Source organism: Methylobacterium sp. HJ2 (genome assembly GCF_056431005.1).
Window position 1 is genome coordinate 76,326 of sequence record NZ_JBWJYM010000009.1, and the last position, 22,159, is coordinate 98,484.

27 protein-coding genes, 1 tRNA gene and 1 pseudogene are annotated in these 22,159 nt (G+C 67.1%); 16 read left to right on the top strand and 13 right to left on the bottom strand.

Features of this window, described 5'->3' with window-relative positions:
• Window positions 1–78: 78 nt before the first annotated feature.
• Entirely contained in the window at window positions 79–1,455 is a 1,377-nt protein-coding gene (locus ACS5RC_RS20500) for an MFS transporter (protein ID WP_478345765.1), read from the bottom strand.
• 97 nt (window positions 1,456–1,552) lie between these two features.
• Between ACS5RC_RS20500 and ACS5RC_RS20505 the strand changes: the two genes are divergently transcribed.
• On the top strand, window positions 1,553–2,287 hold the full coding sequence (locus ACS5RC_RS20505) for a 4'-phosphopantetheinyl transferase family protein (protein ID WP_478345766.1): 735 nt from the start codon (window positions 1,553–1,555) through the stop codon (window positions 2,285–2,287).
• A gap of 92 nt (window positions 2,288–2,379) precedes the next feature.
• Window positions 2,380–2,456: transfer RNA gene (locus ACS5RC_RS20510), tRNA-Pro, on the top strand.
• A 30-nt stretch (window positions 2,457–2,486) separates the two neighbouring features.
• On the opposite strand, the gene ACS5RC_RS20515 is transcribed toward ACS5RC_RS20510, so the two are convergent.
• The 4 genes from ACS5RC_RS20515 to ACS5RC_RS20530 all read right to left on the bottom strand — a co-directional run bounded on the left by ACS5RC_RS20515 (window position 2,487) and on the right by ACS5RC_RS20530 (window position 5,031).
• Window positions 2,487–3,635 carry a tyrosine-type recombinase/integrase gene (locus ACS5RC_RS20515; RefSeq protein WP_478345767.1) on the bottom strand — a complete coding sequence of 383 codons (1,149 nt, stop codon included), beginning with the start codon at window positions 3,633–3,635 and terminating at the stop codon, window positions 2,487–2,489.
• 415 nt (window positions 3,636–4,050) lie between these two features.
• Window positions 4,051–4,458, bottom strand: a complete 408-nt coding sequence (locus tag ACS5RC_RS20520; RefSeq protein ID WP_478345768.1) for a hypothetical protein — start codon at window positions 4,456–4,458, stop codon at window positions 4,051–4,053.
• Window positions 4,458–4,733: a hypothetical protein gene (locus ACS5RC_RS20525; protein WP_478345769.1), complete on the bottom strand. Its 276-nt coding sequence runs from the start codon at window positions 4,731–4,733 to the stop codon at window positions 4,458–4,460. The genes ACS5RC_RS20520 and ACS5RC_RS20525 overlap by 1 nt, the downstream gene beginning before the upstream one ends.
• Entirely contained in the window at window positions 4,726–5,031 is a 306-nt protein-coding gene (locus tag ACS5RC_RS20530) for a hypothetical protein (RefSeq protein ID WP_478345770.1), read from the bottom strand. The genes ACS5RC_RS20525 and ACS5RC_RS20530 overlap by 8 nt, the downstream gene beginning before the upstream one ends.
• Here ACS5RC_RS20530 and ACS5RC_RS20535 point away from each other — a divergent pair.
• Window positions 5,015–5,419: a hypothetical protein gene (locus ACS5RC_RS20535; RefSeq protein ID WP_478345771.1), complete on the top strand. Its 405-nt coding sequence runs from the start codon at window positions 5,015–5,017 to the stop codon at window positions 5,417–5,419. The two genes, ACS5RC_RS20530 and ACS5RC_RS20535, sit on opposite strands and share 17 nt — an antisense overlap.
• A 19-nt stretch (window positions 5,420–5,438) precedes the next feature.
• Here ACS5RC_RS20535 and ACS5RC_RS20540 read toward each other — a convergent pair whose 3' ends face one another.
• The 3 genes from ACS5RC_RS20540 to ACS5RC_RS20550 are packed head-to-tail and all read right to left on the bottom strand — an operon-like array spanning window position 5,439 to window position 6,932.
• Window positions 5,439–6,056: a hypothetical protein gene (locus ACS5RC_RS20540; RefSeq protein WP_478345772.1), complete on the bottom strand. Its 618-nt coding sequence runs from the start codon at window positions 6,054–6,056 to the stop codon at window positions 5,439–5,441.
• Between the two features lie 55 nt (window positions 6,057–6,111).
• Window positions 6,112–6,447, bottom strand: coding sequence for a hypothetical protein (locus ACS5RC_RS20545; RefSeq protein ID WP_478345773.1), 336 nt, complete (start codon window positions 6,445–6,447; stop codon window positions 6,112–6,114).
• Entirely contained in the window at window positions 6,444–6,932 is a 489-nt protein-coding gene (locus ACS5RC_RS20550) for an SLOG family protein (protein ID WP_478345774.1), read from the bottom strand. The genes ACS5RC_RS20545 and ACS5RC_RS20550 overlap by 4 nt, the downstream gene beginning before the upstream one ends.
• An 81-nt stretch (window positions 6,933–7,013) precedes the next feature.
• Between ACS5RC_RS20550 and ACS5RC_RS20555 the strand changes: the two genes are divergently transcribed.
• From ACS5RC_RS20555 to ACS5RC_RS20605, 11 genes are all read left to right on the top strand, one after another.
• Entirely contained in the window at window positions 7,014–8,171 is a 1,158-nt protein-coding gene (locus ACS5RC_RS20555) for a hypothetical protein (protein ID WP_478345775.1), read from the top strand.
• Window positions 8,171–8,629: a hypothetical protein gene (locus ACS5RC_RS20560; RefSeq protein ID WP_478345776.1), complete on the top strand. Its 459-nt coding sequence runs from the start codon at window positions 8,171–8,173 to the stop codon at window positions 8,627–8,629. Before ACS5RC_RS20555 ends, ACS5RC_RS20560 begins: the two co-directional genes overlap by 1 nt.
• Complete coding sequence (locus ACS5RC_RS20565) at window positions 8,629–10,308, top strand: hypothetical protein (protein ID WP_478345777.1); 1,680 nt, start codon at window positions 8,629–8,631, stop codon at window positions 10,306–10,308. The genes ACS5RC_RS20560 and ACS5RC_RS20565 overlap by 1 nt, the downstream gene beginning before the upstream one ends.
• Window positions 10,309–10,567: 259 nt before the next feature.
• Complete coding sequence (locus ACS5RC_RS20570) at window positions 10,568–11,311, top strand: hypothetical protein (protein WP_478345778.1); 744 nt, start codon at window positions 10,568–10,570, stop codon at window positions 11,309–11,311.
• A 2-nt stretch (window positions 11,312–11,313) separates the two neighbouring features.
• Entirely contained in the window at window positions 11,314–11,589 is a 276-nt protein-coding gene (locus ACS5RC_RS20575) for a hypothetical protein (RefSeq protein ID WP_478345779.1), read from the top strand.
• Window positions 11,589–12,011 (top strand): hypothetical protein, encoded by a 423-nt coding sequence (locus ACS5RC_RS20580; protein ID WP_478345780.1) that lies wholly within the window; start codon window positions 11,589–11,591, stop codon window positions 12,009–12,011. The genes ACS5RC_RS20575 and ACS5RC_RS20580 overlap by 1 nt, the downstream gene beginning before the upstream one ends.
• 178 nt (window positions 12,012–12,189) lie before the next feature.
• On the top strand, window positions 12,190–12,534 hold the full coding sequence (locus tag ACS5RC_RS20585) for a hypothetical protein (RefSeq protein ID WP_478345781.1): 345 nt from the start codon (window positions 12,190–12,192) through the stop codon (window positions 12,532–12,534).
• Between the two features lie 396 nt (window positions 12,535–12,930).
• A complete protein-coding gene (locus ACS5RC_RS20590; protein ID WP_478345782.1) occupies window positions 12,931–13,200 on the top strand; it encodes a DUF6894 family protein in 270 nt (89 codons plus the stop codon).
• A gap of 151 nt (window positions 13,201–13,351) precedes the next feature.
• Window positions 13,352–14,215 (top strand): sulfotransferase family protein, encoded by an 864-nt coding sequence (locus ACS5RC_RS20595; protein WP_478345783.1) that lies wholly within the window; start codon window positions 13,352–13,354, stop codon window positions 14,213–14,215.
• A 72-nt stretch (window positions 14,216–14,287) separates the two neighbouring features.
• The gene (locus ACS5RC_RS20600; protein WP_478345784.1) at window positions 14,288–16,102 is read left to right on the top strand and encodes a Hint domain-containing protein; all 1,815 of its coding nucleotides are present in this window, start codon (window positions 14,288–14,290) and stop codon (window positions 16,100–16,102) included.
• A gap of 232 nt (window positions 16,103–16,334) precedes the next feature.
• Entirely contained in the window at window positions 16,335–16,544 is a 210-nt protein-coding gene (locus ACS5RC_RS20605) for a hypothetical protein (protein WP_478345785.1), read from the top strand.
• Between the two features lie 216 nt (window positions 16,545–16,760).
• Here the strand turns inward: ACS5RC_RS20605 and ACS5RC_RS20610 are convergent, their stop codons facing one another.
• The 4 genes from ACS5RC_RS20610 to ACS5RC_RS20625 all read right to left on the bottom strand — a co-directional run bounded on the left by ACS5RC_RS20610 (window position 16,761) and on the right by ACS5RC_RS20625 (window position 18,553).
• Window positions 16,761–16,973 (bottom strand): hypothetical protein, encoded by a 213-nt coding sequence (locus ACS5RC_RS20610; protein ID WP_478345786.1) that lies wholly within the window; start codon window positions 16,971–16,973, stop codon window positions 16,761–16,763.
• A complete protein-coding gene (locus tag ACS5RC_RS20615) occupies window positions 16,970–17,206 on the bottom strand; it encodes a hypothetical protein (RefSeq protein WP_478345787.1) in 237 nt (78 codons plus the stop codon). The genes ACS5RC_RS20610 and ACS5RC_RS20615 overlap by 4 nt, the downstream gene beginning before the upstream one ends.
• Complete coding sequence (locus tag ACS5RC_RS20620; RefSeq protein ID WP_478345788.1) at window positions 17,203–17,412, bottom strand: hypothetical protein; 210 nt, start codon at window positions 17,410–17,412, stop codon at window positions 17,203–17,205. The genes ACS5RC_RS20615 and ACS5RC_RS20620 overlap by 4 nt, the downstream gene beginning before the upstream one ends.
• Window positions 17,413–17,599: 187 nt before the next feature.
• Window positions 17,600–18,553, bottom strand: a complete 954-nt coding sequence (locus tag ACS5RC_RS20625) for an FG-GAP repeat domain-containing protein (protein WP_478345939.1) — start codon at window positions 18,551–18,553, stop codon at window positions 17,600–17,602.
• Window positions 18,554–18,939: 386 nt separating this feature from the next.
• On the opposite strand from ACS5RC_RS20625, the gene ACS5RC_RS20630 reads away from it, so the two are divergent.
• Complete coding sequence (locus tag ACS5RC_RS20630) at window positions 18,940–19,245, top strand: hypothetical protein (RefSeq protein WP_478345789.1); 306 nt, start codon at window positions 18,940–18,942, stop codon at window positions 19,243–19,245.
• Between the two features lie 451 nt (window positions 19,246–19,696).
• Entirely contained in the window at window positions 19,697–20,515 is an 819-nt protein-coding gene (locus tag ACS5RC_RS20635; protein ID WP_478345790.1) for an FkbM family methyltransferase, read from the top strand.
• A gap of 281 nt (window positions 20,516–20,796) precedes the next feature.
• Here the strand turns inward: ACS5RC_RS20635 and ACS5RC_RS20640 are convergent.
• Window positions 20,797–21,280 (bottom strand): annotated as a pseudogene (locus tag ACS5RC_RS20640) (integrase core domain-containing protein); the annotation flags it as partial.
• Window positions 21,281–22,159: the final 879 nt, after the last annotated feature.

Consider the following 22,159-nt stretch of genomic DNA (forward strand, 5'->3'; position numbering starts at 1 on the left):
ATGGCTGAGGGGATCGCAGCCTCTATCGCACAGCCGCCCGCGCGGGGCGAAGGCGCGGCGCCGGTGCGCGCCGCCGATTCACGGGTTTCGCCGATCCGGCCCGAACACCCGCTCGGGGCGCGCCACCAGCACGGCGCCTGCGGCGAAGACCAGGGCGGCGGCGCCCGCCAGGGCACCGAGCGCCAGGCGGTCCGCGAGCGGCCCGGCCACGGCCGCGCCCGCGACCGATCCGAGATTCATCGCCGCCATGAACACCTCGAACTGCGTCGCCGCCCCGGCCCGCCCGCGGCTCGACCGCATCAGCGCGGGCACCAGCGCGACGATGAGGAGCCCCGGAAGCACGTTGGTGAGCCCGAGGATGAGCGGACCGGTGATTCCGGTGAGGCCGAGGCCGATCAGGGCGCCGGTCAGCACCAGCGCGCCCGCGCTCGCCCAGAGCAGGATCCGCAGCGGCACGAGCGCTCCGGACCGGTCCGACCAGATCCCGACCGCGAGCGCCCCGGCCGTCCCGCCGAGGAGCGCGAGCCCGGCCTGGAGCCGCGAGAGCGCGGCGGCGTCCCAGCCCTGCACCTGGACGAGATCGACCGTGAAGGGCACTTCGAACAGCGCGAGGCTGGCGTCGAGCCCGAAGCAGAGGGCGAGGAGCCGCAGGGCATGCGACCTGCGGAATCCGAGGAGGAGACGGCGGACGAAGCGCCGGGGCGCCCGGGAGCGCGGCGCCCGCGCCCCCCGGGCCAGGGAGAGCAGCGCGTCGCCCGGCGCCTCGCGCACCAGCAGGATCGGCAGGCCCATCACGAGGCCGGCGAGAACGAGCCAGCGGGCGCTCGCCGCGAAGCCGTGTTCCGCGAGCAGCCAGCCGAAGACGGCGGCGCCCGCGCTGGTGCCCGCGACGAAGCCGATGCGCGTGCAGGCGCTCATGCGGCCGAGCTCGTCCGGCGGCACATGATCCATGATCATGCGGTCGCAGGCCGTGTCGAGCAGCGCGGCGAACAGGCTGTGGCCGAGGAAGACGAGGCCGACGGCGCCGAGGGCCTCCGCCCCGGGCAGCGCCAGCAGGCCGAGGAGCGCGGCCTGGCACCCGGCGAGGGCGGCGACGCTCCAGGCGCGGCGGCGCCCCATCGCGGCGGCGCCCGCGGCGTCGATCAGCGGCCCCCACAGGATCGGCTGCAGCGTCCAGGGCAGGCCGGCGAGCGCGAAATGCGCGCCGACCTCCGCCGCGGAGACGCCGCGGGCGGCGAGGTGATTGGCGAGCGCCGTGAGCGAGAACCCCGCGACGAGGCCCTGATAGCCATAGGTCGCGAAGAAGACGCCGTAGCGCGCCGCCCGATCCCGGAGCGTGGGGAGTCGCCAAGCCCCGCCCCGAGCGGTTCCCGAAGCCCCTCCCCCGGCCCATCGCTTGCGCGCGCCGGCGTCCCGCCCCACCCTGCCCGCCCGCTCAGCCTCGAGATCGGTCATTGCCCCCGCATTCCCCACCCGCATCCGACCCTACACGGCCTGGCCGCCCGGATCTCGCCGCATCGGCGGTTGCCCGGCCGCGGGCGGGGGGCCGCCGGTGACGCGCTGGAGCGTGGCCGAGCCCGGCCCGATCGCGGGAAGCCGGGTCTGGCGCATCGATCTCCCGGAGGATCCGGTGGCGCTCGCGCGCTGCGACGGGCTCCTGTCCGCCGAGGAGCGCGCCCGCGCCGACCGGTTCCTGCGGAAGGAGGACCGGGACCGGCATCGGGCGAGCCATGCCGCCCTGCGGCTGATCCTCGGCCGGGCCCTGGGGTGGGATCCCGCTGCGCTCGTCCTGGGCGCCGGACCCGGCAGCAAGCCGGTCCTGCGCGACGCCCCCCCGGGTCGGCTCGACTTCAACCTCTCGCATTCGGGCGCGCAGGCCCTCGTAGGGCTCTCCACCGAGGCGCGGATCGGCGTCGACCTCGAGCGCGTCCGTCCCCTGCCGGATGCCCTGCGCATCGCCCGCACCCATTTCGCGGTCGCGGAAGCCCAGGCCCTCGCGGCGCTCGACGAGCCTGCGCGGCTGACTGCCTTCTTCACCCTGTGGACCTGCAAGGAGGCCGTCGTGAAGGCGCTCGGCGACGGCCTCGCCCGCCGGCTCGACAGCTTCACCCTCGCCCTCCCCCCGGCTCCCCCCGCCGTGCTGCGGATCGCGGACGGTCCGCGCGACTGGACCCTCCGGCCCCTCGAGCCCGGCCCGGGCGCCCTCGGCGCCGCAGCCCTCGATGCGGCCGGCATCGTCCCGGCCCTCGCGGCTCTGCCGGGAGACTGGGCGACCCGCCTGGCGTGAGGCACGGCGATTTCCGCGCCCGACCCCCGACACGCCGCTTGCGGCCCGGGAAAGCCGCAGCTATAAGCCCGCTCGTCGGCGCAGCCGGCCTTCGGAGTGTAGCGCAGTCTGGTAGCGCACCACGTTCGGGACGTGGGGGTCGCAGGTTCAAATCCTGCCACTCCGACCAATCTTTCCCGAGACTTAGCGAATACGCCTCTCAGCCCGTGGACCGGATCGTGGACCGCTTGGTTCCTTGCGGTTTGCGCGTGATGTTGTCCGCCGCCTCCTGCTGAAAGCCCGGCGCGTGGTGGCGGTACGTCCGCGTCAACGTCTCGATCGTCATGCCCAGGAAGTCGGCCGCCTTCTCGAACGGTGTGCCGTTCGCGACGAGCCAGGTGGCCGCCGTGTGCCGCAACGTATGCGGCGTGACGTCGACGAGGCCCGCATCCTCGCAGGCCCGGGCGAAGGCCTTCTCGACCCCGGTGCCGACCGGTTGGCCATTCCATTCGATGGCATAGGTCTGCCCGTTCCGGCGCCAGCGCCGAAGGTGCGCCAGCAGGCGATCCGGGATCTGTACGGGCGGCTGCCGCTTCTTCGTCTGCCGCTCGGCCGATGACTTCCGGTAGAAGACGCCGCGCTCCAGGTCGATCCAGCCCGAGCCTTGGACCGGTCCAAGCGATGCCGCGCAGACAGCGCCGGCTCGTGTGCCCGTGTAGAGCGCGACCAGGATAAACCGAGCGACGTGCTGGCGGGATCGACGCCCGGTCTCGTGTCCCTTCTGGGTCTCATGAAAGCGCCAAGCGGCGCGGATCAGGCGGGCGGCTTCGTCGCGCGTCAGCCAGCGGTCGCGAGCGGGCGACGCATCGGGCAGCGAGACCTCGACCACCTCACGGCAGTAGCCTTCCTTCCGGTGATAGTTGATCGCGGAGCGCAGGTCCTCGAGCTCGCGCCGCGCCACCGGCTTGCCGCGGAAGGCGACGTATTCCCGGCAGGTACGGCCCGAGACGGCCGAGAGGCGTTTGTCGCCCCAGAAGGTGAGGAGCGCGCGGCAGCGCTGCAGGACCTCTTCCTCGCGCGCCTGCTGCGGCGCGCGCTCGTTCATGTAGATGGCGATGACGTCCGCGACTTCGACGGCATCGGCACCACGGTGCTTTTCCCGCGGGACTTGCCGCCGCTCGAGGATGTATCGGGCGAGCGCGTCCTGAGCGCCTTGAGGCGGCTTTCCAGCGCGTGCAGCGCGGATTCCCGTGCTGATGCGGACGTTTCCGTCGTCTTTGATGGTCCAGGTTCCGAGGCGCCGCTTCCCGTCGGGGCCGATGTTGCCTCGCTTGAACCAGAGGCGGGGACCCTTCGCTTCAGCCGACATTGCGCCCGCATCTCCGTGATCGCGGCGAGGGTGGTGTAGAGCCGGCCGCCGATGCGCTCGGTGTCGAGCTCGCCCCGACTCGCCGCGTTCCGTAGGGCGAGGCCGGAAACCGAACCATCCGGGAAAGCGATCTGCGCCGCAACGTCGAGAAGCAGCGGCGTCTCGTCGGTGATGGCGGCCCGGTCTGGGATGCGGACGCTACGCGGCACCGGCCCGTCCCCTCTCCTTCAGCCCCTGATCCCGCACTGTCATCGGATCAATGCTCCACACCGCGGGCACGTCTCCGATCGCTCCTCGGAAGCCATCACCTTGTCATCGTCGGGATCGACCGGAGAGACAGAGTGCTCCTGCCCCCAAGACGTGACGGTCGGGGCGTGGCCGGCGATGGCGCACAGCAGGCGGCGGAGGATCGCGCTCATGCTGCCCCCGCGATGTCGAGCGCGTCGGCGGGGACGAGCGGCTGCCAGCGGATCAGCACGCCCTCGAAGACGTCGATGCCCGGGTGCTCGGCCGCCCAGAAGGCGACAAGCCCTTTCCAGTCGAGGAAGCCGTCGCTGACCGCGAAGGCGTCGAGACCTTCCCGCATCATGACGCAGCGATCCTCGGCCAGGATGATGCCGGCGCGCAGGTCCATCGTGATCGGCAGGACCGCGATGCACGGCGCGTCCGCGAGCCGCCGACAGTGCTTCGTTCGCATGCCGGTGAAGAGCTGCACGAGCTCGCCCGGCCGCGCGTGGCGCTTCCGGTCTGCCCGGATCGTCTGCGCCTTCGTGCCGGCCAGGATCGGCGGGCCGAACTGCTTCTTGAAGCTGTAGGCGACCATTATTCCGCGGCCTCCAGGGTGCGCACCGTGTCGCGGATCGTTTCCGCCCTGTTCGAGTGATGTCCTGCCGAACTGTCCGCTTCCGCACGGTCCGCCGCCATCCATCGGAACGGCATGCCCCCGCGCCCGCCGCTGCGGACCAAGCCGCTGCGCGCCTCGATCTCGGTGAGATGCCGCCACGCCTCGCGCATGGTGACGATGCGGACGCGCATCAGGTCGGCGAGGGTGAGGCCGCCGGACGCCGCGGCGAGGCGGATCGTGCTGCGCCTACCCATGGCGCACCTCGGGGCTGCTCGCGGGCGCCTCCCACCGGCTGCAGGCCGGCGCCGTCGCGCGCGCATCGCTCGCGGTTCCGCCCGTCCAGCCCCGCTGCATCAGCCCGCATTTCAGGTACGTCTTCGCGAGGTGCTTTCGGACCAAGTGCTCGCACGAGCTGCAGGTCTCGCCAGCCGGCCCGGTGCCGGGCAGCGCCGCGTAGCCCTTCGGGGTCGTGCCGCCGCGGAGCCGCTTGCGCTCCTGAGGCGTCATCGCGCGGTCGAGATTGAACAGGTCGCCGATGGAGGTCCTACCCACGGGCGGCCTCCCGATATGCATCGTCGGTCAAAAGCGGGTGACGGCTATTGATTTCGCTCCCAAGATGCGAAATCGAATCTGCAACGGAGCAGGCCTGACGCAACCAATCTGCATAGAGCCGATTAGCGTGTCTAATACTACAGAAGACCAGCTCTCCGCGCTGATCAAATCGTTCAATGAATTGGTCGAAAGCTGGTACCAGGCGAAAATACAAGGTCGTTATATTATAAAACCGGAATATATCCTCGCTCTTCTCGAAGAAATCGTCGCAAACTCGTGTTCCCTGGGCGATTTGGCGCGCGATCCGAGAACCGTGGGTGACTATCAGAAGCTCGCAGCCGAATTGAAGGATCTGATGCGGAAGGTCAGGTCTCAATCGCTGCATTGATTCCCGCGAGTTCATGCGCTCAGCCACGGACGGCCTCCCGCTGCTCGAGGGCGGCATCCGCGGCTGCGGCGGCCTCGAGGTACTGCTGCCAGGCCCGGACGGTCGTGCCGCCGTAGGCGATAACCTCATCAGGGGCCCTGTCCGGCCAGAGCACCCGGCAGATCGCGCGGGCGATCGTCTCGTGGCGGGCGGCGGTGGCGCGCTCCGTGTCGGCGGCCGTCGCGGTGACCTGCGGCGCGATGCCCTCCGCCGCCGGCAGGTAGTCGATCAGCGCCTGCCGGAGCGCCAGGATCTCGGATGCGGTCAGGCGTGCGACGTAGAGGTCGCGGCCCTCCTCGTTAATCAATTCGAGCTTGTCCTCACGGAAGACGAACTCGGCCGACAGGTCGGAGAAGCGCAGATTCACGCTCATCCCGGCCACGCCGATGCAGGCGCCGGAGTGGTAGGGCTGGCGTTTGTCCCCGTAGGCGGCCGGCGCGAGCCTCCGCTCGGCCATCTTGAGCGCGATGCTGCGCCCGATCGCGTTCCGGATCTCGGGCGGCAAGCCGGGGGCGCCGGCCCGGATACTCTCGATCGCGATGCGGCAGGTTGCGGAATAGGCGCTGTCGGTCGGCATGATGGTGCTGTGCTCGGGCATGGCGGCTACTCGGCTGCGGTTGCGAGAAGGGCGTCAGGGATCCGGGTGGGCGCGTTCATGCGGCGGCTCCTTCGCTGGTAGCCGCGCGGTACTCGCGCGCCCGCCGCGCGAACCGCTCGACCGCGTTCTCGACGCGGCCGGCATCCATCGCGTCGGCGAGCCGTCGGAGCCCCTCGGCCGTGATTCCGACCGCGCCACACAGCGGCTTGCCGGGCACGGGCGGCCCGAACTTCGGATGCTCGACGAGAAGCCCGTCGCGCACGAGGCCGCGCTCAATCTCGCCGGGCGTCAGCATCAGCGTCCACGGCGAGGCGACCGACATCAGGGAGTCGATCTGCCGCTTGCCGAGGCGCCGGCGCGCGGGCTTCTGCTGGCTGGGCTCGGCGCTCATACCCACGCCTCCACCACCGGCAGCCCGGCCGCGCGCGCCTTACGCACGCAACCCCGCGTCCCTGCACCGCCAGGAAAAGCGACCACGACATCGGGCCGGCCCTCGGCCAGCATCCGGGTATTGCGCAGGGGGCCAGCCTGCCGGCCGTAGCGCTCCCAGTCCGCGCGGAAGCACGACACCGGGATCTCGCTCGCCCGGGCCCAGCGCGCGGCGCCGTCATCAGCACCCGTCGCCCCACCCTGGATCACGTGGGTGATCAGCAAGTGCGACGAGCGGCCGAGCACGTCGGCGCACATCTCGGTGGCGTGCGCCTCGAGCCAGTTCCAGACCTTGGATTGGTCGAGGTCGCGACCGCCGCAGACGAGGACGCGCATGGTCACGCCCATTCGATCGCGGCCGATGGGCAGCATCAGCACGGCATCACGGCCGCGCCGGACCACACCCACACGCTGAGCCTCGATGACGCCGGCGGCGGGCACGCGCACGCGAACATCCCGCCCGCGGCCGTCGTGCTCTGGGCGATCAAGGCCTGACCGGCCCCATCCCTCGATAACCCGGAGATCCTGATGGGCGTCCTGTCCTGGTCGCTGACGGCTGCGCGGAACGCGCTGGTCGATCCCGCCGTGCGCGCGCTTGATGGCGCCAGCGCACGGGATCTGCCGGGCATGATCCGCGGTGTGATGTCGGGCGTGCGCGCCCTCTCGGACGATCAGGGCGGTGCCTTGGTGACCGGGGGCACCGGCAACAGCTACGTGGTGCGGACGGCCTCGGGCGTCACCGAACTGCGGCCCGGACTCTCCATCTCGTTCTGGGCCGATCGCGACAACACCGACGAGACCTTCCTCAACATCGACGGGACGGGCCCCCTCCGCTGGCGCGGCGCCGACGGGCTCTCCCTCCCGGCCGGAAGCGTGCAGGAGGGCCTTCTCTATTCGGTGGTGCTCACCGGCGCGCTTCCGGGGAGCCCGCTTGAGTGGCGGATGAAAGCCGGAACCGGCGTCGGGCTCGCATCCGGCGGGATCGCGTTCGACTTTTCCGGCGCGCCGAGCGACCGGGCCGCCCATGACGCTGCGCCGAAGGGCAAGACGTTCCTCGCGGTCGCCGATACCCCGATCGGGCCGTCCTGGGTCCTCTACATCAAACGGTCGGACGCCTACGGCGACTGGTCGACCGGCCTCCCGATCAAGGCGAGTCCGGCGCAGTCCACCGCTGACGCGCAGGCTGCGGCTGATGCGGCGCAGTCGTCCGCGGGCACCGCGACGGATCGCGCCGCGGTCGCGATAAGCCAAGCGGCCGTTGCGGTGGCTCAGGCGACCACCGCGACCCAGCAGGCCGGTATCGCCAGCAATGGCGCCGCGGTCGCGACTGATCGCGCCACCGTCGCGACCCAGAATGCAAGCACCGCGGTGGCCCAGGCGCAGGTTGCTGTGCAGCAGGCCGGGATCGCGAGTACACAGGCCACCGTCGCGACCCAGAACCGCGCGGTCGCCGAAAGCGCGAGCGCGGCGGCATCCGCCGCGGCGAACGCAACGTCGGCCGATCGGATCCAGACCCAGATCGATCGCGTCGCGTCCGCCGCGACCGTCACCACCGTCCAGAGCGCCCGCGATAGCGCGGTCGGCGCGGCTGCCGACGCTCGCGCGATCGTCGCGGCTCTGGGTTCGCAGGTCTTCGATTTTTCCTTCGACAGTGATTTCACCCCCTACAACGACTGGAGCAACTGATGGCCCGTCAACCGCGTCAGTTCATGCGGCAGGGCGTCGGCGATCTGCCGGACCGTCCCTCCGTGGATGCCTATGTCGGCGCCCGAGGCGAGCCGATCTTCGATGGCGAGCGCCTGCGGATGCATGACGGCGTCACGCCCGGCGGCATCCGCATGGCGCGCGCGAGCCGCCGAGCCATCGCCGACGCGAACGCGCTGGCCAATCCGAGTGATACTTACATCGGGATCACCGTCCTGACGGCCGCCCGGACCATCTCGCTCCCGGCCGCATCGTCCTTCGCACCGGGTCAGACCCTCTACATCGCCGACGAGAGCGGGGCCTGCGCGGCCAACCTCCCGATCATCGTCGCGGCATCCGGTGCTGACGTCATCGCGGGCCAGCCCTCCGTCTCGATGGGGTCGCCCTACCAGAAGCTCGCCTTTCACTCGAACGGCTCGAACCTGTGGACCTTTGCCTGATGCGCGCGCCTCGTCTCCTCGCCGCGACTGCGGCAGCCTACATCGCCGTCCTACCGGCTCGGGCCGATCAGATCCTCCCCCCTGGCCGCATCACCGACTCTGGTGATCTGCTGCTAGGGGCGCTCAAGCTCGGCAAGCGGCAGACCGGAAAGACCACACTGCAGCCCGACGCGATCGAGGTGCAGGGCAACGGCAACGTGGTCACGGGCGGCGCGGTCCAGGGCAACACGCTGCTCGGTGAAGCGACCGGGACCACGATTAAACTCGGGCTGACCGGGTGGAAGGGTCGCACGCAGGGCGAACGCGCCGCTGACCGGATCAATGTCGCTGACTTCGTTGGCGTGGATAAGACCGGCGCCACGAACAGCCGAAACGGGCTTATCACTGCGCTCAACGCCGCGAAGGTGCTGAGCAGCAATCCCCAGCTTTGGTTCCCTTGCGGCGATTACCTCATCTCCGGTGGCTCCTTCCAAGTGTCCGATGGCTTCACTGCGCTCCGGGCTGAAGCCGGCTGCGTCAACATCGTCAACGGCAACACCAACCTGCCGGCGTTCGACATCGGCAACGGCACGAGCATTCAGGCCGGCAACCGCGTCGAGGGCTTCACCTTTTCGGCGGCGGCGCCCGGCGGCGGCTTCGGCCAGATGGGGCTTCGGCTCAACAATCTGGGGCAAGCCTACATCGCGAACCTGAAGGTCCATCCCTATCCCGCGGCGCTGTACGACGGCATCCAGATCGTCGGCGGCACGGCGCAGGTGCAGGGCCACAGCATCGAGATCCAGGGAGTCACGAACAACGGCTATACCTGCGCCGGCAGCATCGACGTCAACATTACGAACATTCGCAGCGATGCCAACGGGCACAACGGTTACGACTTCAACGGATGTGCCGGCAGCCGCTACGTCAACGTTTCGGGTGACGGCAACAAGTTCCGAGGCATCAGCTTCAATCGCGGCACGGGCGCCCGCATCTCCAACGACAACATGTTCTTTGGAAACTTGATTGTCGATACGTCTGGCGCGGATAACTTCTACGCCGAAGACCTGAACACGAGCCTGTTCCTGAACACCTGGGCTTCGACGCAGCAGGACAGGGTTACGTACCCGAACGCATCCGGCGTCCACTTGGCTGGCCCGAACGTCTTCTCCAATACGTTCACCAATTACAGCGCCCTATACAACAACTTCTCTGGCATCCTTCAGGATGGGATCGGCGGCCAGTATCCCGTTGATAACACCTTCCTGAACGTGACGCTGGGCGCACCGGGGGCGACCGGGCAGGACCCGCACGGCAATGGGCAAGCCCAGACCTCGGGTGGAGCGCCGACGGGGAGCGGCTTCGGCCTCTTCGTGACTGGCGGCAGCCTTACGATCAGCGGCGGCAGTGCGCGCGCCAACAAGTCGTCCCCGTTCTTCGTGCAGAGCGCCGATGTCCGCATCCGGGACGTGGCGGGGATCAACAACATCGCCGTAGGCAATCCAGCGATCGGAGCCTCGCCCGCCACCTACACCTCGGGCCCGACAGAGGAGACCGTCTGCATCAGCGGCGGCACGGTGTCGTCCGTCACCATCGGCGGACTGGCCGCGCTGTCCGGCGCCGGCTGCATCCCACTGGCCGCCAACTCCAACATCGCCATCACCTACAGCGCTGCACCGACGCTATCCGTGCTGCGGCGGTGACAGGGGCCTGCAACGGCACGGCCTGGACGGCGCATTAGCCACGCTCGAACGCGGCCGAGGCCCGCGCGCCGCCCCGATTCCGGCTCCATGCGTGCCGGGATCAAACCCCACTTCCCCGCCGCCTTCGGGCGGCTTTTTCATGCCCGGAGGGCTGCCGCGATGACGTGCCTCGGCGCCGATCGCGCAGCCCTCCGCCCCTGACGTGTCGCCCATCCTGGCCGCCCTGTGCGGCCTTTTCCTCGTGTGCGGACCCTCGGACATGGCCCTCGCCCTCGACCGCGCGACCTTCTTCGACGCGGTGCGCCACCAGCCCTTCGCTGGCCATCTGACCGCGAGCCAAGTGACCGGGATGGCGGCGATCCTCGACGCCTGCCCGCCGGATCTCGGCGTCGACAAGACGGCCTACTGCCTCGCGACCACCTTCCACGAGACGGCGCGCCGCATGCAGCCGATCGAGGAGTTCGGCCGCGGCAAGGGGCGAGCCTATGGTCCGACCGGCTTCTGGGGCCGCGGCTTCGTGCAGCTCACTTGGGAGGCGAACTACGCCAAGGCGACGAAGCGCCTGCGCGCGCTCGGCATCCTGAAGGCCGGTGAAGACCTGGTGAAGACGCCGACGCTCGCCATGCGCCAGGACGTCGCCGCCGCGATCCTGTTCACCGGCACGCTCGAGGGCTGGTTCACGGGCAAGAAGCTCGGCGACTATTTCGGGCCCGGCCGCGCCGATCCGGTCGGGGCTCGCCGCATCATCAACGGCACGGACTGCGACAAGATGATCGCAGGCTACCACGCGCAATTTCGTGTCGCGCTGCTCGCCTCGGTCCGGGTGCCGGATGCGAGCTCGGCGCCCAAGCCGCCCGACCCGCTCGCCCCGATGACGGCCGTCCCTCCCTCCCCCAAGCCCGCCCTCACCGGCGGGCTTTCTTCTGCGCCGGTCTCGGCGCCGGCCGCGCCCGGGTTCTGGTCGCGGCTGCACACCCTGCTCTCCCGCCCGAAGGCCGCCTGACCATGCTGACCCGCAACGCCCGCCACATGCATGTGATCTGGCGCCGCCTCCAGGGCTGGCGCACCTTCATCTTCTTCACGCCCGCGTTCCTGGTGACGCTGCTCGACATGCTGCACGCGGTCGACTTCCGGCAGCTCCTCCTCGACATGGGCGCGCCCGAGGGCACCGCGAAGGCGATCGTCGCGGCCTGTTTCTTCGGCGGCATCGTGCTCCGCGCCTACACCACAACGCCGCCGATGCGGCCGCAGGGCGGCCCGGACGCGGGAGGGTCCCGCTGATGGCCGTGCTCGCCGCGATCGGGGGCTTCCTCCTCCAGTTCTTCGGCTCTGGCTTCGCCTCGGCGGTCGTGGCCTACCTCAACAAGCGCGCGGACAACGCCGTCCTGACCAACGGGCAGAACGTGACCGGGGACGTCACGGTGACCCAGGCGCAGCTCGCGGCCTACGTCGAGGAGCGGAAGGTTGTCGCGTCCGAGCGGGCGCGGCTGTCCGAATCGCCCTGGACGGCCTGGATGATCCCGACGGCGTTCGGGATCTGCATGCTGCATTTCGCGGCGATCGTCCTCGACAGCACGTTCCACTTCAACTGGCGGATCGACAAGCTGCCGCCTTCCTACGACACGATGCAATGGTCGATCGTGATGTCGGTGATCGGAGTGACCGGCATCGCACCGACCGTGCGCCGGATCTTCGGGAAGTAGCCGAGCCATGTCCGACCAGCCCCCGCGCCGGCCGCGCCGCACGCGGTCTCGCGACCAGGTCCGGGAGGCGCTCCAGGCCATCAAGTCCGAGCTCGAGGCCCGCATCCCTCCCCCCGAGCCGCCCAGCCTAAGCGAAAGCCTGCTCGTCCAGGCCCGCCACCCGAGGACCGTCCCTGCCATGTCCAGCAGCCACGAGAACGGGAGCGACCAGAACCCGGAGACCCGGATCCTGATCGCGCTGGCGCGCATCGAAGAGCGGCAGAACTCGATGCTCGAAGCGAACAAGGCCGCGCAGGCGGCAGCGGAGGCGCGCCACGCCAACGTCATCTCGGCGATCGCCACCTTCGTGCCGCGCTCGGAAATCGACAAGGACAACCGGGCGCTGCACGAGCGCATCGATGCGGTCAAGAAGCGGGCCAACGCTCGGATCGACACGCTGGACAAGCGGGTCTGGGGCGCGCTGGTCGGGGCGGCCGGCGCGTTCGCCTCGGTGATCCTGACGAAGGTCGGCCTGCTGCACTGACCCGCCGTCGCCACCGGTCACCAGTCCCACAAGCGCCCTCGGCTCAGGCCGGGGGCGCCTTTTCTGCGTTCTGGGGTCGTGAGGCCCGCCACGCCCGTTACCTAGGTCTGGATGGCCTACATCGGCGGCATCATCAGCGGCCTGTTCGTGGTGGCCGTGCAGCAGGAGATCGCGGCCCGCTGGTCGCCCGATGACCGACCGGGACCCAAGTAAGAAATCCTACATTTGGCAGATGCAGCCGGTCTGCGATGCGAGCACCATCGAATTGTAGGACGCGAGATGCCTCTCCCCGCCGGGTTCGCCCGCGCGGGGTTTTTCGTGTCGCGATGTCGCGCTCTCGAACCGGTGGCCAAGCTCTTCGTTCTACCGCGCGAAGGAGACCCCATCGGAGAGCCCATGCCGCGCTACACCATCGACACCGATGACTCCGTCCTCTTCATGCCTGGCGACGACGATGCAGTCTTCGGATGTCCCCACGAGGCAAGGGCGGAGGCGCACCGAGCGCTTGCCGCGATGGTGACGAGCGCCTTGCCCGATGGGGACAGCCGGGAGTTCAGCGCTATCGTGCGGGACGAACACAGGCAGGAGATCTACGCGGTGCGGATGACGCTTAAGGGCGCGTGGACGGCGCAGCCGTCCGACGACCCGGCACCGCCCGACTGGTAGCGGTGGCGCTTTCTCTTCGTTGCATAAATACACCATTTGTGAGTAAACCTGTTGCCCAATTCTTTCAGAGCCAGGTTGGGCTCGCCGGAGAGTAAGTTTTACGGCAATTCTCCTACGCGTGAGCCGCGGGGCTCGATCGGGTCGGGATTTTATGTCCGCTGAAGCGCCTGCCGCCTATCACTTCATCTCCGGCTTGCCGCGCGCCGGCTCGACGCTGCTCGCCGCGCTGCTGCGCCAGAACCCGGCCGTGCATGCCAACATCAGCAGCCCCGTCGGCGCCCTCGTGGCCGCCATGCTCAAGGCCGTGAGCCAGTCCAACGAAACCGCCCTGTTCATCGACGACACCCAGCGCGAGGCCCTGCTGCGCGGCGTCTTCGACAGCTACTACCGCAGCCTCGCCCCCGGCCGCACCGTGTTCGACACCAACCGCGCCTGGACCGGCCGCCTCGACCTGCTCGCCCGCCTCTTCCCCGCCTGCCGCGTCGTTTGCTGCGTGCGCCACGTCCCGTGGATCATCGACAGCGTCGAGCACCTGCTGCGCCGCAACGTCTTCCAGCTCTCGGGCCTCGTCAGCTACGAGGCGGACGGCACCGTCTACTCGCGGGCCGAGGCGATGATGGGACCGGGCGGTCTGATCGGCTACCCGCTCAACGCCATGAAGCAGGCCATGCACGGCGACCAGTCCGGGCGTCTGCTGCTGCTGCCCTACGACACCCTGGCCGAGCATCCCCAGGCCGCGCTCGAGGCGGTCTACGACTTCTGCGGCCTGCCGCGCTTCGTCCACGACACCCAGAACATCGCCTTCGACGCCACCGAGTTCGACGCGCGGCTGGGCACGCCGGGCCTGCACACGGTGCGGCCGCAGGCGCGGCGCCAGGAGCGCACGAGCATCCTGCCGCCGGATCTGTGGGCGCGCTGGGAAGGGGCCAGCGTCTGGCGCGACCCGGCCTTCAACAAGCGTGCGGTGGGAGTTGGCACCGAGGCCGACACGCCCGCGCCGCAGCAGGTGAACTGACACGAAGGCGATGAGGTGCGGGCGGCGGCCTGGGCCGCGTCCGGTTGGGAACGGACAGCACGGGGCGGCACCATGGCAGACTTTAACTCCACCGGCGCGGCGCAGTACGTCACCATCACGCAGAGCGGCAGCTACAGCATCGTTGCCCTGGGTGCGCAGGGTGGCGCCAGCACCGACGGATTCGCAGGTGGCCTCGGCGGAGGCGTCGGGGGCACGTACAACCTGACGGCGGGTCAGCACCTCAAGATCTATGTCGGCGGGGCCGGCGGCAACGCTGTCAGCAACGGCGGCGGTGCCGGCGGCGGCGGCGGCGGCGGCACATTCGTCTTCATCGACAGCACCAGCACCGGCAATGGCGCTGGCGTCGGCGGTACCTACACGTTGCTGATGGCTGCCGGCGGCGGCGGTGGCGGTACACCAGGTGGATTTGCCGGCGGTGCCGGTACGACCACGCAGGGTAACGGCAGCGGCGGCAGCGCCGGTGCTGTCACCGGCGGCGGCGGCTCTGGATACAACGGAAATGGCCAGAGCAGTTCTGCTGGCGGCGGCTCCAATCGTTCAGGCGGCTATACGGGCGGCAGTGGTTATAGGACCTATGCAAGTACCGGCGGCACTGGCGGTTTCGGTGGCGGTGGTGGTGGCAGCTACCGTGGCGGTGGCGGTGGCGGCGGCTTTTCCGGTGGCAACGGAGGCACTTATAGCGGCGGCACCGGCACCGGCAGCGGCGGCGGCGGTTCGTTCATTACGGGTGGCTTCGGCGGCGTCGTCACGCAGTTGCAAACTGGCGTACAGGCCGGCAACGGCATGGCCAGCGTCACCGCGGTCTGCTTCGCTTCGGGCACCCTGATCCGGATCGGCGACGGCGACGTAGCCATCGAAGACCTGCGCGTCGGCGACCGCGCCGTCACCGCCTCCGGCGAGCAGCGCCCGATCCGCTGGATCGGCTCGCGCCGCCTCGATTGCCGCCGCCACCCCGATCCAGTCGCCGTCTGGCCCGTACGCATCCGGGCCCACGCCCTCGGCGACAACCGGCCTGCGCGCGACCTCCTCGTCTCGCCCGGTCACGCCATCGCCCTCGACGTGCTGGACGAGGTGCTGGTGCCGGCCATCGCGCTGGTGAATGGGGCCACCATTGTCCAGGAGGCGGTGGACAGCATCACCTACTGGCACATCGAACTCGACAGCCACGACATCCTCATCGCCGAGGGCCAGCCCGCCGAGAGCTACCTCGACGTGGGCAACCGCAGCTTCTTCGCTCAAGGCACACCGATCAACCTTGCAGTGCTGCCGGATCCCGACGTGGCGGCCGCTCGCACCTATGCTGACTACTGCCGGCCGTTCCACGATGGTGGCCCTCTCGTTGAGGTGCTGCGCAGTCAGCTTCGCGCACGCGCGCAGCGTCAAGGTTGGCAGATCCGCCAGCCGGAAGCCTGGGACGACGTGCGCCTTGAGGTGGACGGCCAAACCCTTGCGCCGACGATGCGCGGCCTCACGGCCTGCTTCGTGCTCCCAGCCGGGGCCACCGACATCTGGCTCGTCAGCCCGGTCAGCGTCCCCTGCCACGTCGGCACCTACCCGGATCCGCGTGCGCTCGGGCTGTGCGTGGCGGGCCTGTCGCTCAGCGACGGCTTCAGCGCGGCGCGCAACGTGCCCCTCGACGATCCGTTGCTGGGCGAGGGCTTCCACGCCCTGTCGCCAGGCCATCGCTGGACAGCGGGCCGCGCGCGGCTGCCGGCCGGGCTGCTGGCGGGACTGGAGGGCGCGGTGTTCCTGCGGGTGGATCTGGGCGGACTGGCCGTACCGCGCTGGGTCGCACCGGAGGCTCAGGCGGCCGCGATCGAGCCGCCGTGTGCGATTCCCCACCTGCGCCTCGTCGACGTGGCATAGACGCTAGCGCCGGCCCTTCTTCAGGCACCGCGGATCCCGCGGGCCCCACATCCCTACCTCAACCCGCCCGGTTCACCCGCGGCGGGCATTATTATTTCTGGAATATATCGAATTTCGGATGACTCATTCCACGGTTGTGCAATATTTCAGGGCGCTGCCGACTTATAATTCAACTTTTCAGGCCGCTACGAAGTGGTAAAACCGCGAGGCCATTTGCTGCGAGGATGAAACGATGAATGAGCCGCTGTCTGCCGAAGCTGTAGTCTGGCTTTACAGGTGTATTCTTGGCCGCGAGCCAGAGTCGCAGCAAGCAATTCACAATATGATGGACGGCTACGACAGGCTCGGCGATGCGCGTAACGCCCTGCTTCTCTCGGACGAGTTTTTGAAAAATCAGAGTGAGCGCGTCTCCGCCCACCGGTCTAGCAGGGTTGGCGACTGACGATTAGCATCAGCGGGTTGGCCGAAGCAGGCGCCCTGGCTTAAGCCGGGGCACCTCTTCTTCGTTCTGCTCCCCCGCTCCCGCGGGCCCAACATCCCTGCCTCAACCCGCCCGGCTCGGCCGCGGCGGGATTTCTTATGTCTGGGCGCGCATGGCTTTCCACCGCTGCCACGTCGCGATGAGGGCGTTGATCGCCTCGTTGCCGGTGTCGAACTCTTAGGCCTGTTCGGCAGCCGCCGTCAGCGCCCGCGCGATCTCCTTAGCGATGGCCAGCGCTTCTGCCTTCGAGAAGCGCTTCACCACATCCCGGCGCTGCTCGCTGTTCTCGAAGTAGACGTAGGCGACCGAGCGGCCGGCCTTGTCCTCGATCGCGTAGCTCTCGGCCGCCAACCGTAGGGTGAGCGGGAGCTTGATGGCGAGGTCGCTCATTTCTCGTCGTCCTCTCTGAGCGGCTGTGCAGCATCCCGCAGCACCCTGGCGAGCCGCACCCGGCCCTTGCCTCGCGCGAAGTCGGCGAGCGTCTGCAGATCGGATGCTAGGTCAGGATCTCGAGCCCCTGCCGTGATCGCGATGCTTGCTCGGTCCAACAACCGCGACCAGTTCGGCCGACCTTCGCGGCTGAGGATCGTCGACCAGGTCCGAAGCGCGGAGTAGAGGCTCACGCCTTGCTCAGCAGCTCGGTGCCTACGGTGATACGGCCGCCGCGATCCTGCTGCACGGTGACCGACCACAATCCGTCCTGCGTCAGCACGGCGCCCGAGACACCGGGGCCGGTCACTCGGTCGCCAACCGCGAATGCGTGGCCCGGCGGGAGGCGGTGCGAGGCCGTCATCTCGTCGGCTTGCTCTGTGGCCTTGTCCTTCGCCATCAGATCGTCACGCCTTCTCGGGCCTCGCCAGCAGGATCGCGGTGCGGGCCATGGTGCGCTTGAACGTCTCCGTCCGGTCCGAATCCGCCAGGGCCACGGACGACGGCTTGTGCACCTCGACCGCTGTAGCAAGGTCGAGCAGGCAGGCGCCGCCGATCGCATGCGCCCGCCGCCCTGGACGGATTGCTCAGGCGACGATCTTGTAGCTGCCGGCATCGCCGATGAAGGCGCCGGCGGTGACGTGGGCGTTCTGGATCGTCCAGTCCACCAGCGTGGACCCGCTCTGCAGCGCCAGATCCGCCGTGCCGTCCCCGTTGTAGTCGCCCACCGCCGCCACCTTGTAGCCGCCCGCATCGCCCAGGATCGACCCGCTCGTCACCGCACCCGAGCCCAGCACCCACGCCACCACGCTCAAGCCGCTCTGCAGCACGAGGTCAGCCGTGCCGTCCCCGTTGAGGTCGCCCACCCCCGCCACGCCGTATGTGCCGGCATCGCCCAGCAACCGACCCTCTGAGAGGCTGCCGGCCTTCATCAGCCACTCGACGACACTCGAGCCGCTCTGCAGGAGGATGTCGGCGGTGCCATCACCGTTGAAGTCGCCGGTGCCCACCACCTTGTAGCTGCCGCTGTTGCCAATCAGCGCGCCCGCCTGGAGCTGGCCGTTCTGCATCGTCCAGTCGACGAGGTTGCCCGAACCGTCCTGCAGGAGAAGGTCGTCGGTGCCGTCGCCGTTGAAGTCGCCCGCGCCGACGAGGCTGTAGCCACTAGCAGCGCCGATGAGCGAGCCGGCCGCGACCTGTCCGTTCTGCATCCGCCAGCTGGCGACGTTGCCGCTTGTGTCCTGGAACAGGATGTCGGCGGTACCGTCGCGGTTGAAGTCGCCCGTTGCACGTGCGGTGTAACTGCCGCTGTCGCCCAGAAGTGCACCAGCCGCGAGATGGCCATTCTGCATCGACCAACTCACCAACGAACTGCCAGACTGCAACAAGATGTCGGACGTGGCGTCTTTATTAAAATCCCGATCGATCGTATCGTCATCAATAATTGTGAACTGCGCACTAGCAAGAGGAGCAATACCGCTCAAAGGATCTAGATTAGAATTGTAGAACGCTATACGAAAAGTCTCGTTAATCTCCGTCATCTGATCAGGGTTGATTCGCACGGATAAGTCGCTGGACGTAAATCCGCTTATTGCAAATTGATCGGCAGGCTCGCCTCCCACGCGATTGCTGTATAGCGTATCCCAGAAATCTTCAGTTTGACCGGTTATGGGTTGCACTTGCCAGTAAAAACTGTTGTAAGTCGGGACATTTTGAGAAATGCTAAATTGAATCAACTTTCCAGCTGAGCCATTTGGATTCGTCCCTTCAAAGACGCTTGTGCCGAAGTTGCTAGATACAGTAAAATTACCCTGGCTATAAATGACGGGCACTGGAAACACCTCGTATAATCGAAACAGGAGATAGAATATCGTGCGGCGACGACATTGACTCAAGTAAAGCGTATACTAGGTTGCAAGCTCAAGCTATGGCTTTGCTGCAACTATCGCCGGCGCTCGCGATCCTAAGAAAATTTTCGGTATTTCTGGAAAAGGCGCCTCACTCCACCGCTGGCCTCGCCAGCAAGATCGCGGTGACCGCCAGTGTCCGTCCGAAATTCTCGGTCCAGCCCGGATCCAGCAAGCTCCAGCTCTGTCGGCTTGTGTGCCTATACGGCTACGGCGAGGTCGAGCAGGTAGCCGCCGCCGATCGGGTACTGGCCGGTCTCCGGCTTGGCCAGCAGCGCGTCGACCGCGGCGTTGATCTCGTCGGACGTGATCGCCTTGGCTTTTAGCAGGGCGCCAGTGGTGGGGGAATGAGCCGTGGCGCGAGGATACGCCTCCCCTCCTCGCACGCTATGACGGCTGTGCCACAACTCGAACGCTCGGAGAACACAGCCTCGCCGCGAGCCGCGACCTGTTCGTTTACGTCCTGTGCCTCTTAGAGGCCTGCGGCTTCACGGTCGACCTGCATCCTGGCGGAGGCCTCTCGCGCTACGCCGTGAACGGCGAGCCGGCGACCGAGGGCGACATCATCGCGCTCGCAGCCAGGATCACACCGCCGGCATCCGAGCGCGTGCAGTGACTGCCCCTGTCTCGACGCACCGCCGCAATCCACGCCGCGGCTACGACGCCGAGGGCCACAAGACCCCGCCGTCTGCAACCCCTTGTTGCCCGTCAAGAGCTCTCGTGGCAGGATGACCTTCGCCGCAGATCAATGCGATTGTTCCAAATGCAGGACGAACTATGACTTCTGGCATCGAGACCGACCTTGGGGAAAAGGTTTTTGGCCTTCCGTCTCGCGGCATAAAAGTAATTAGAAAAACAACCACGGGGATGCGATTTAATTTTGTAATTGCAGATCACATTGGAGAGCTTTGGTATCAATCATCTAGAGACTCTGTTATTGACTGGACATCTGCTTATGGTTTACCCATGGAAGAGGTCGATGAAGTAAGCTATTGGCTTGAAATGACGACTTGGAGGGGAATGATTAAACCCGGAGATCATGTCGTGGACTGCGGATGTCACCACGGCATGACGGCAGTTTTTGCCGCAGCGTCTTCCGGACCTGATGGGCATGTTTTGGCGATTGACTCCGACTCCCGAAATGTCCTGATAACCCGTGCTAACATGCTCTTGAATGGGATCAAGAACGGTGCCGCAGTCTGTGCCGCTGTGGGCGATCGCCGCAGCCTGGTTCATCCCGAAGGTATCGACAGCTTCAATTATGTCGATTTTAACTGGGGCCAGATGGCTTCACAATCGACTGTTATGTTACAATTAGACGATGTGCTGCCCAAGAGGGTCGACGTTTTGAAGCTCGATATTGAGGGATCAGAACTTGCCGTAGTTGAGAGCAGTAGGCGCATTCAAGATATTGGGAAAATTCTCATAGAGGTTCATACGGACATGCTTCCTGCCGATGGACCGGAGCGAATATTGAATGTCTTCAAGGGCAGAGACATTGATATTCTGACAGACGGGAATGACGAAAGTGACAGAGCCATCACGCCCTATACTGGGCAAAAAATAGACAAACGCGTTCATTTCATTGTGAAGTAAGGCTGGCTGCGGCCGGTGCCATTTCCGTGACGCGAACTGCTAGGACATTCTACGTACTCCTGCGGTAGCCGGGGGCTGCCGCAAGAGGCAGCGGAAGCCATCGCTCAACGGTCGAAACTCGGGTGGTGCTGCGGCCGTTCGGGCGCGGCGGTCAGTCCGAGTCCTAATCAGGGGCTTGCGGCGGGCGGCGCTCTCGCGACGGGTAATTAGACCAGCCCGCAGGCTTTGCGCGTCGTGGCCATCTGACCTGATCGGTATTTTTGACCGGGCCATTTGCGAGGCTACTGCATGGTCGCGCCCATGGGTAGCCGGAAGGCCAGATCCGGGAAGCTGACGGTCGCGGGCGGCCGGTACCCCAGGGACGGATGCGGTGGGACGTGGTTGTATATGTTTTGCCAAAGACCGATCGCGATCTGCGCTTCTTTCAAAGAGTATAATATCTCCTGTCTCAGGCACGCATCCTGAAGCTTGCCATTGAAGCTTTCGCAATACCCATTCTTCCGGGGCGATGTACAGCATCTGAGAGCCGCGTTTGGCGACTCATTTGCGAAGCGCTTTGGAGTTCATCGCAGGGCCATTGTCGCAGCGGATGTGCTCCGGGATGCAGTGGAGGCACATCGCCTGCGCCAACGCCTTGATCGCGCCCACGCTGTTGATGCGCCGCGCCACCTTCAGCGCCAGACAAGCGCGGTTATGCTCGTCGATCAGCGTCAGAACCCGAAGCGAGCATGCGCCTTCACTGCCGCGATGAAATTGAGCAAGTATCCGCCGTCGATCAGATACGAGCCTGTCTCGGAGTCGGCTAGGATTGAGTCAAACTCGGCGTCGATCTCGACGGGCGTGATCGCCTTAGTTTTCACGACGACGCCGGTGGTGGGGAGTCGGCCATGGCGCGAGGATGCGCCTCCTCACCCCCTGCGCTATGGCGGCGGAGCCACATCTTGAACGCTTCAGGAACGTGGACCGCCACGTGGACCGAATGCCGGTGTTTCTCGGTCCACTCGGATGGAAACCGACCGAAATTATGCAACAAAATCAATGCTGATCACCTCTAGCACCACGTTCGGGACGTGGGGGTCGCAGGTTCAAATCCTGCCACTCCGACCAATCTAGCCTCACGCAAAACGCCTTCCCGAGGCGCTGCGAAAACTTCAAATCCGACATTCTACTGAAGCTTCAGATCTTCGGATCTGGCTGCTTGTGCTGTGTTCTGTGGTGCTTCTTGCGCCTTTCGCCTCGGGCGGGCTCGATCGCACGTAGAGGTCATCCATGCTCTGCCGGCTCGAAAAACTTCCGACGGTAGGTTGCTCCTCACGCGCGCTTGGCTAGCGTTGCGCCCCTAACGCGACGCGGTCGATCTCACGCGCCGTCTCACGGCTTCCATCGCCATGTGCGCGGGACGTAGGGTTATCGCACCCACTGTGACCTTTGACTGCAAATCCGAGTTCGCGACCAACAGGATCCGAGAGTCAGACAAACGTCAGCGTGGTGACGCCTCATCTCGACACATAGGTCGTTGTCGGTTCACCGGTCGTGCAAGAACAACGAGGCGTTGGCCCTCTGCTTCTGTCCGGTCGGGTCCGGCTGCGCCTCGATGCGCCGCAATCGTTGATCGCCGCTCCTCGGCCTCACCTGCGTTCGGCT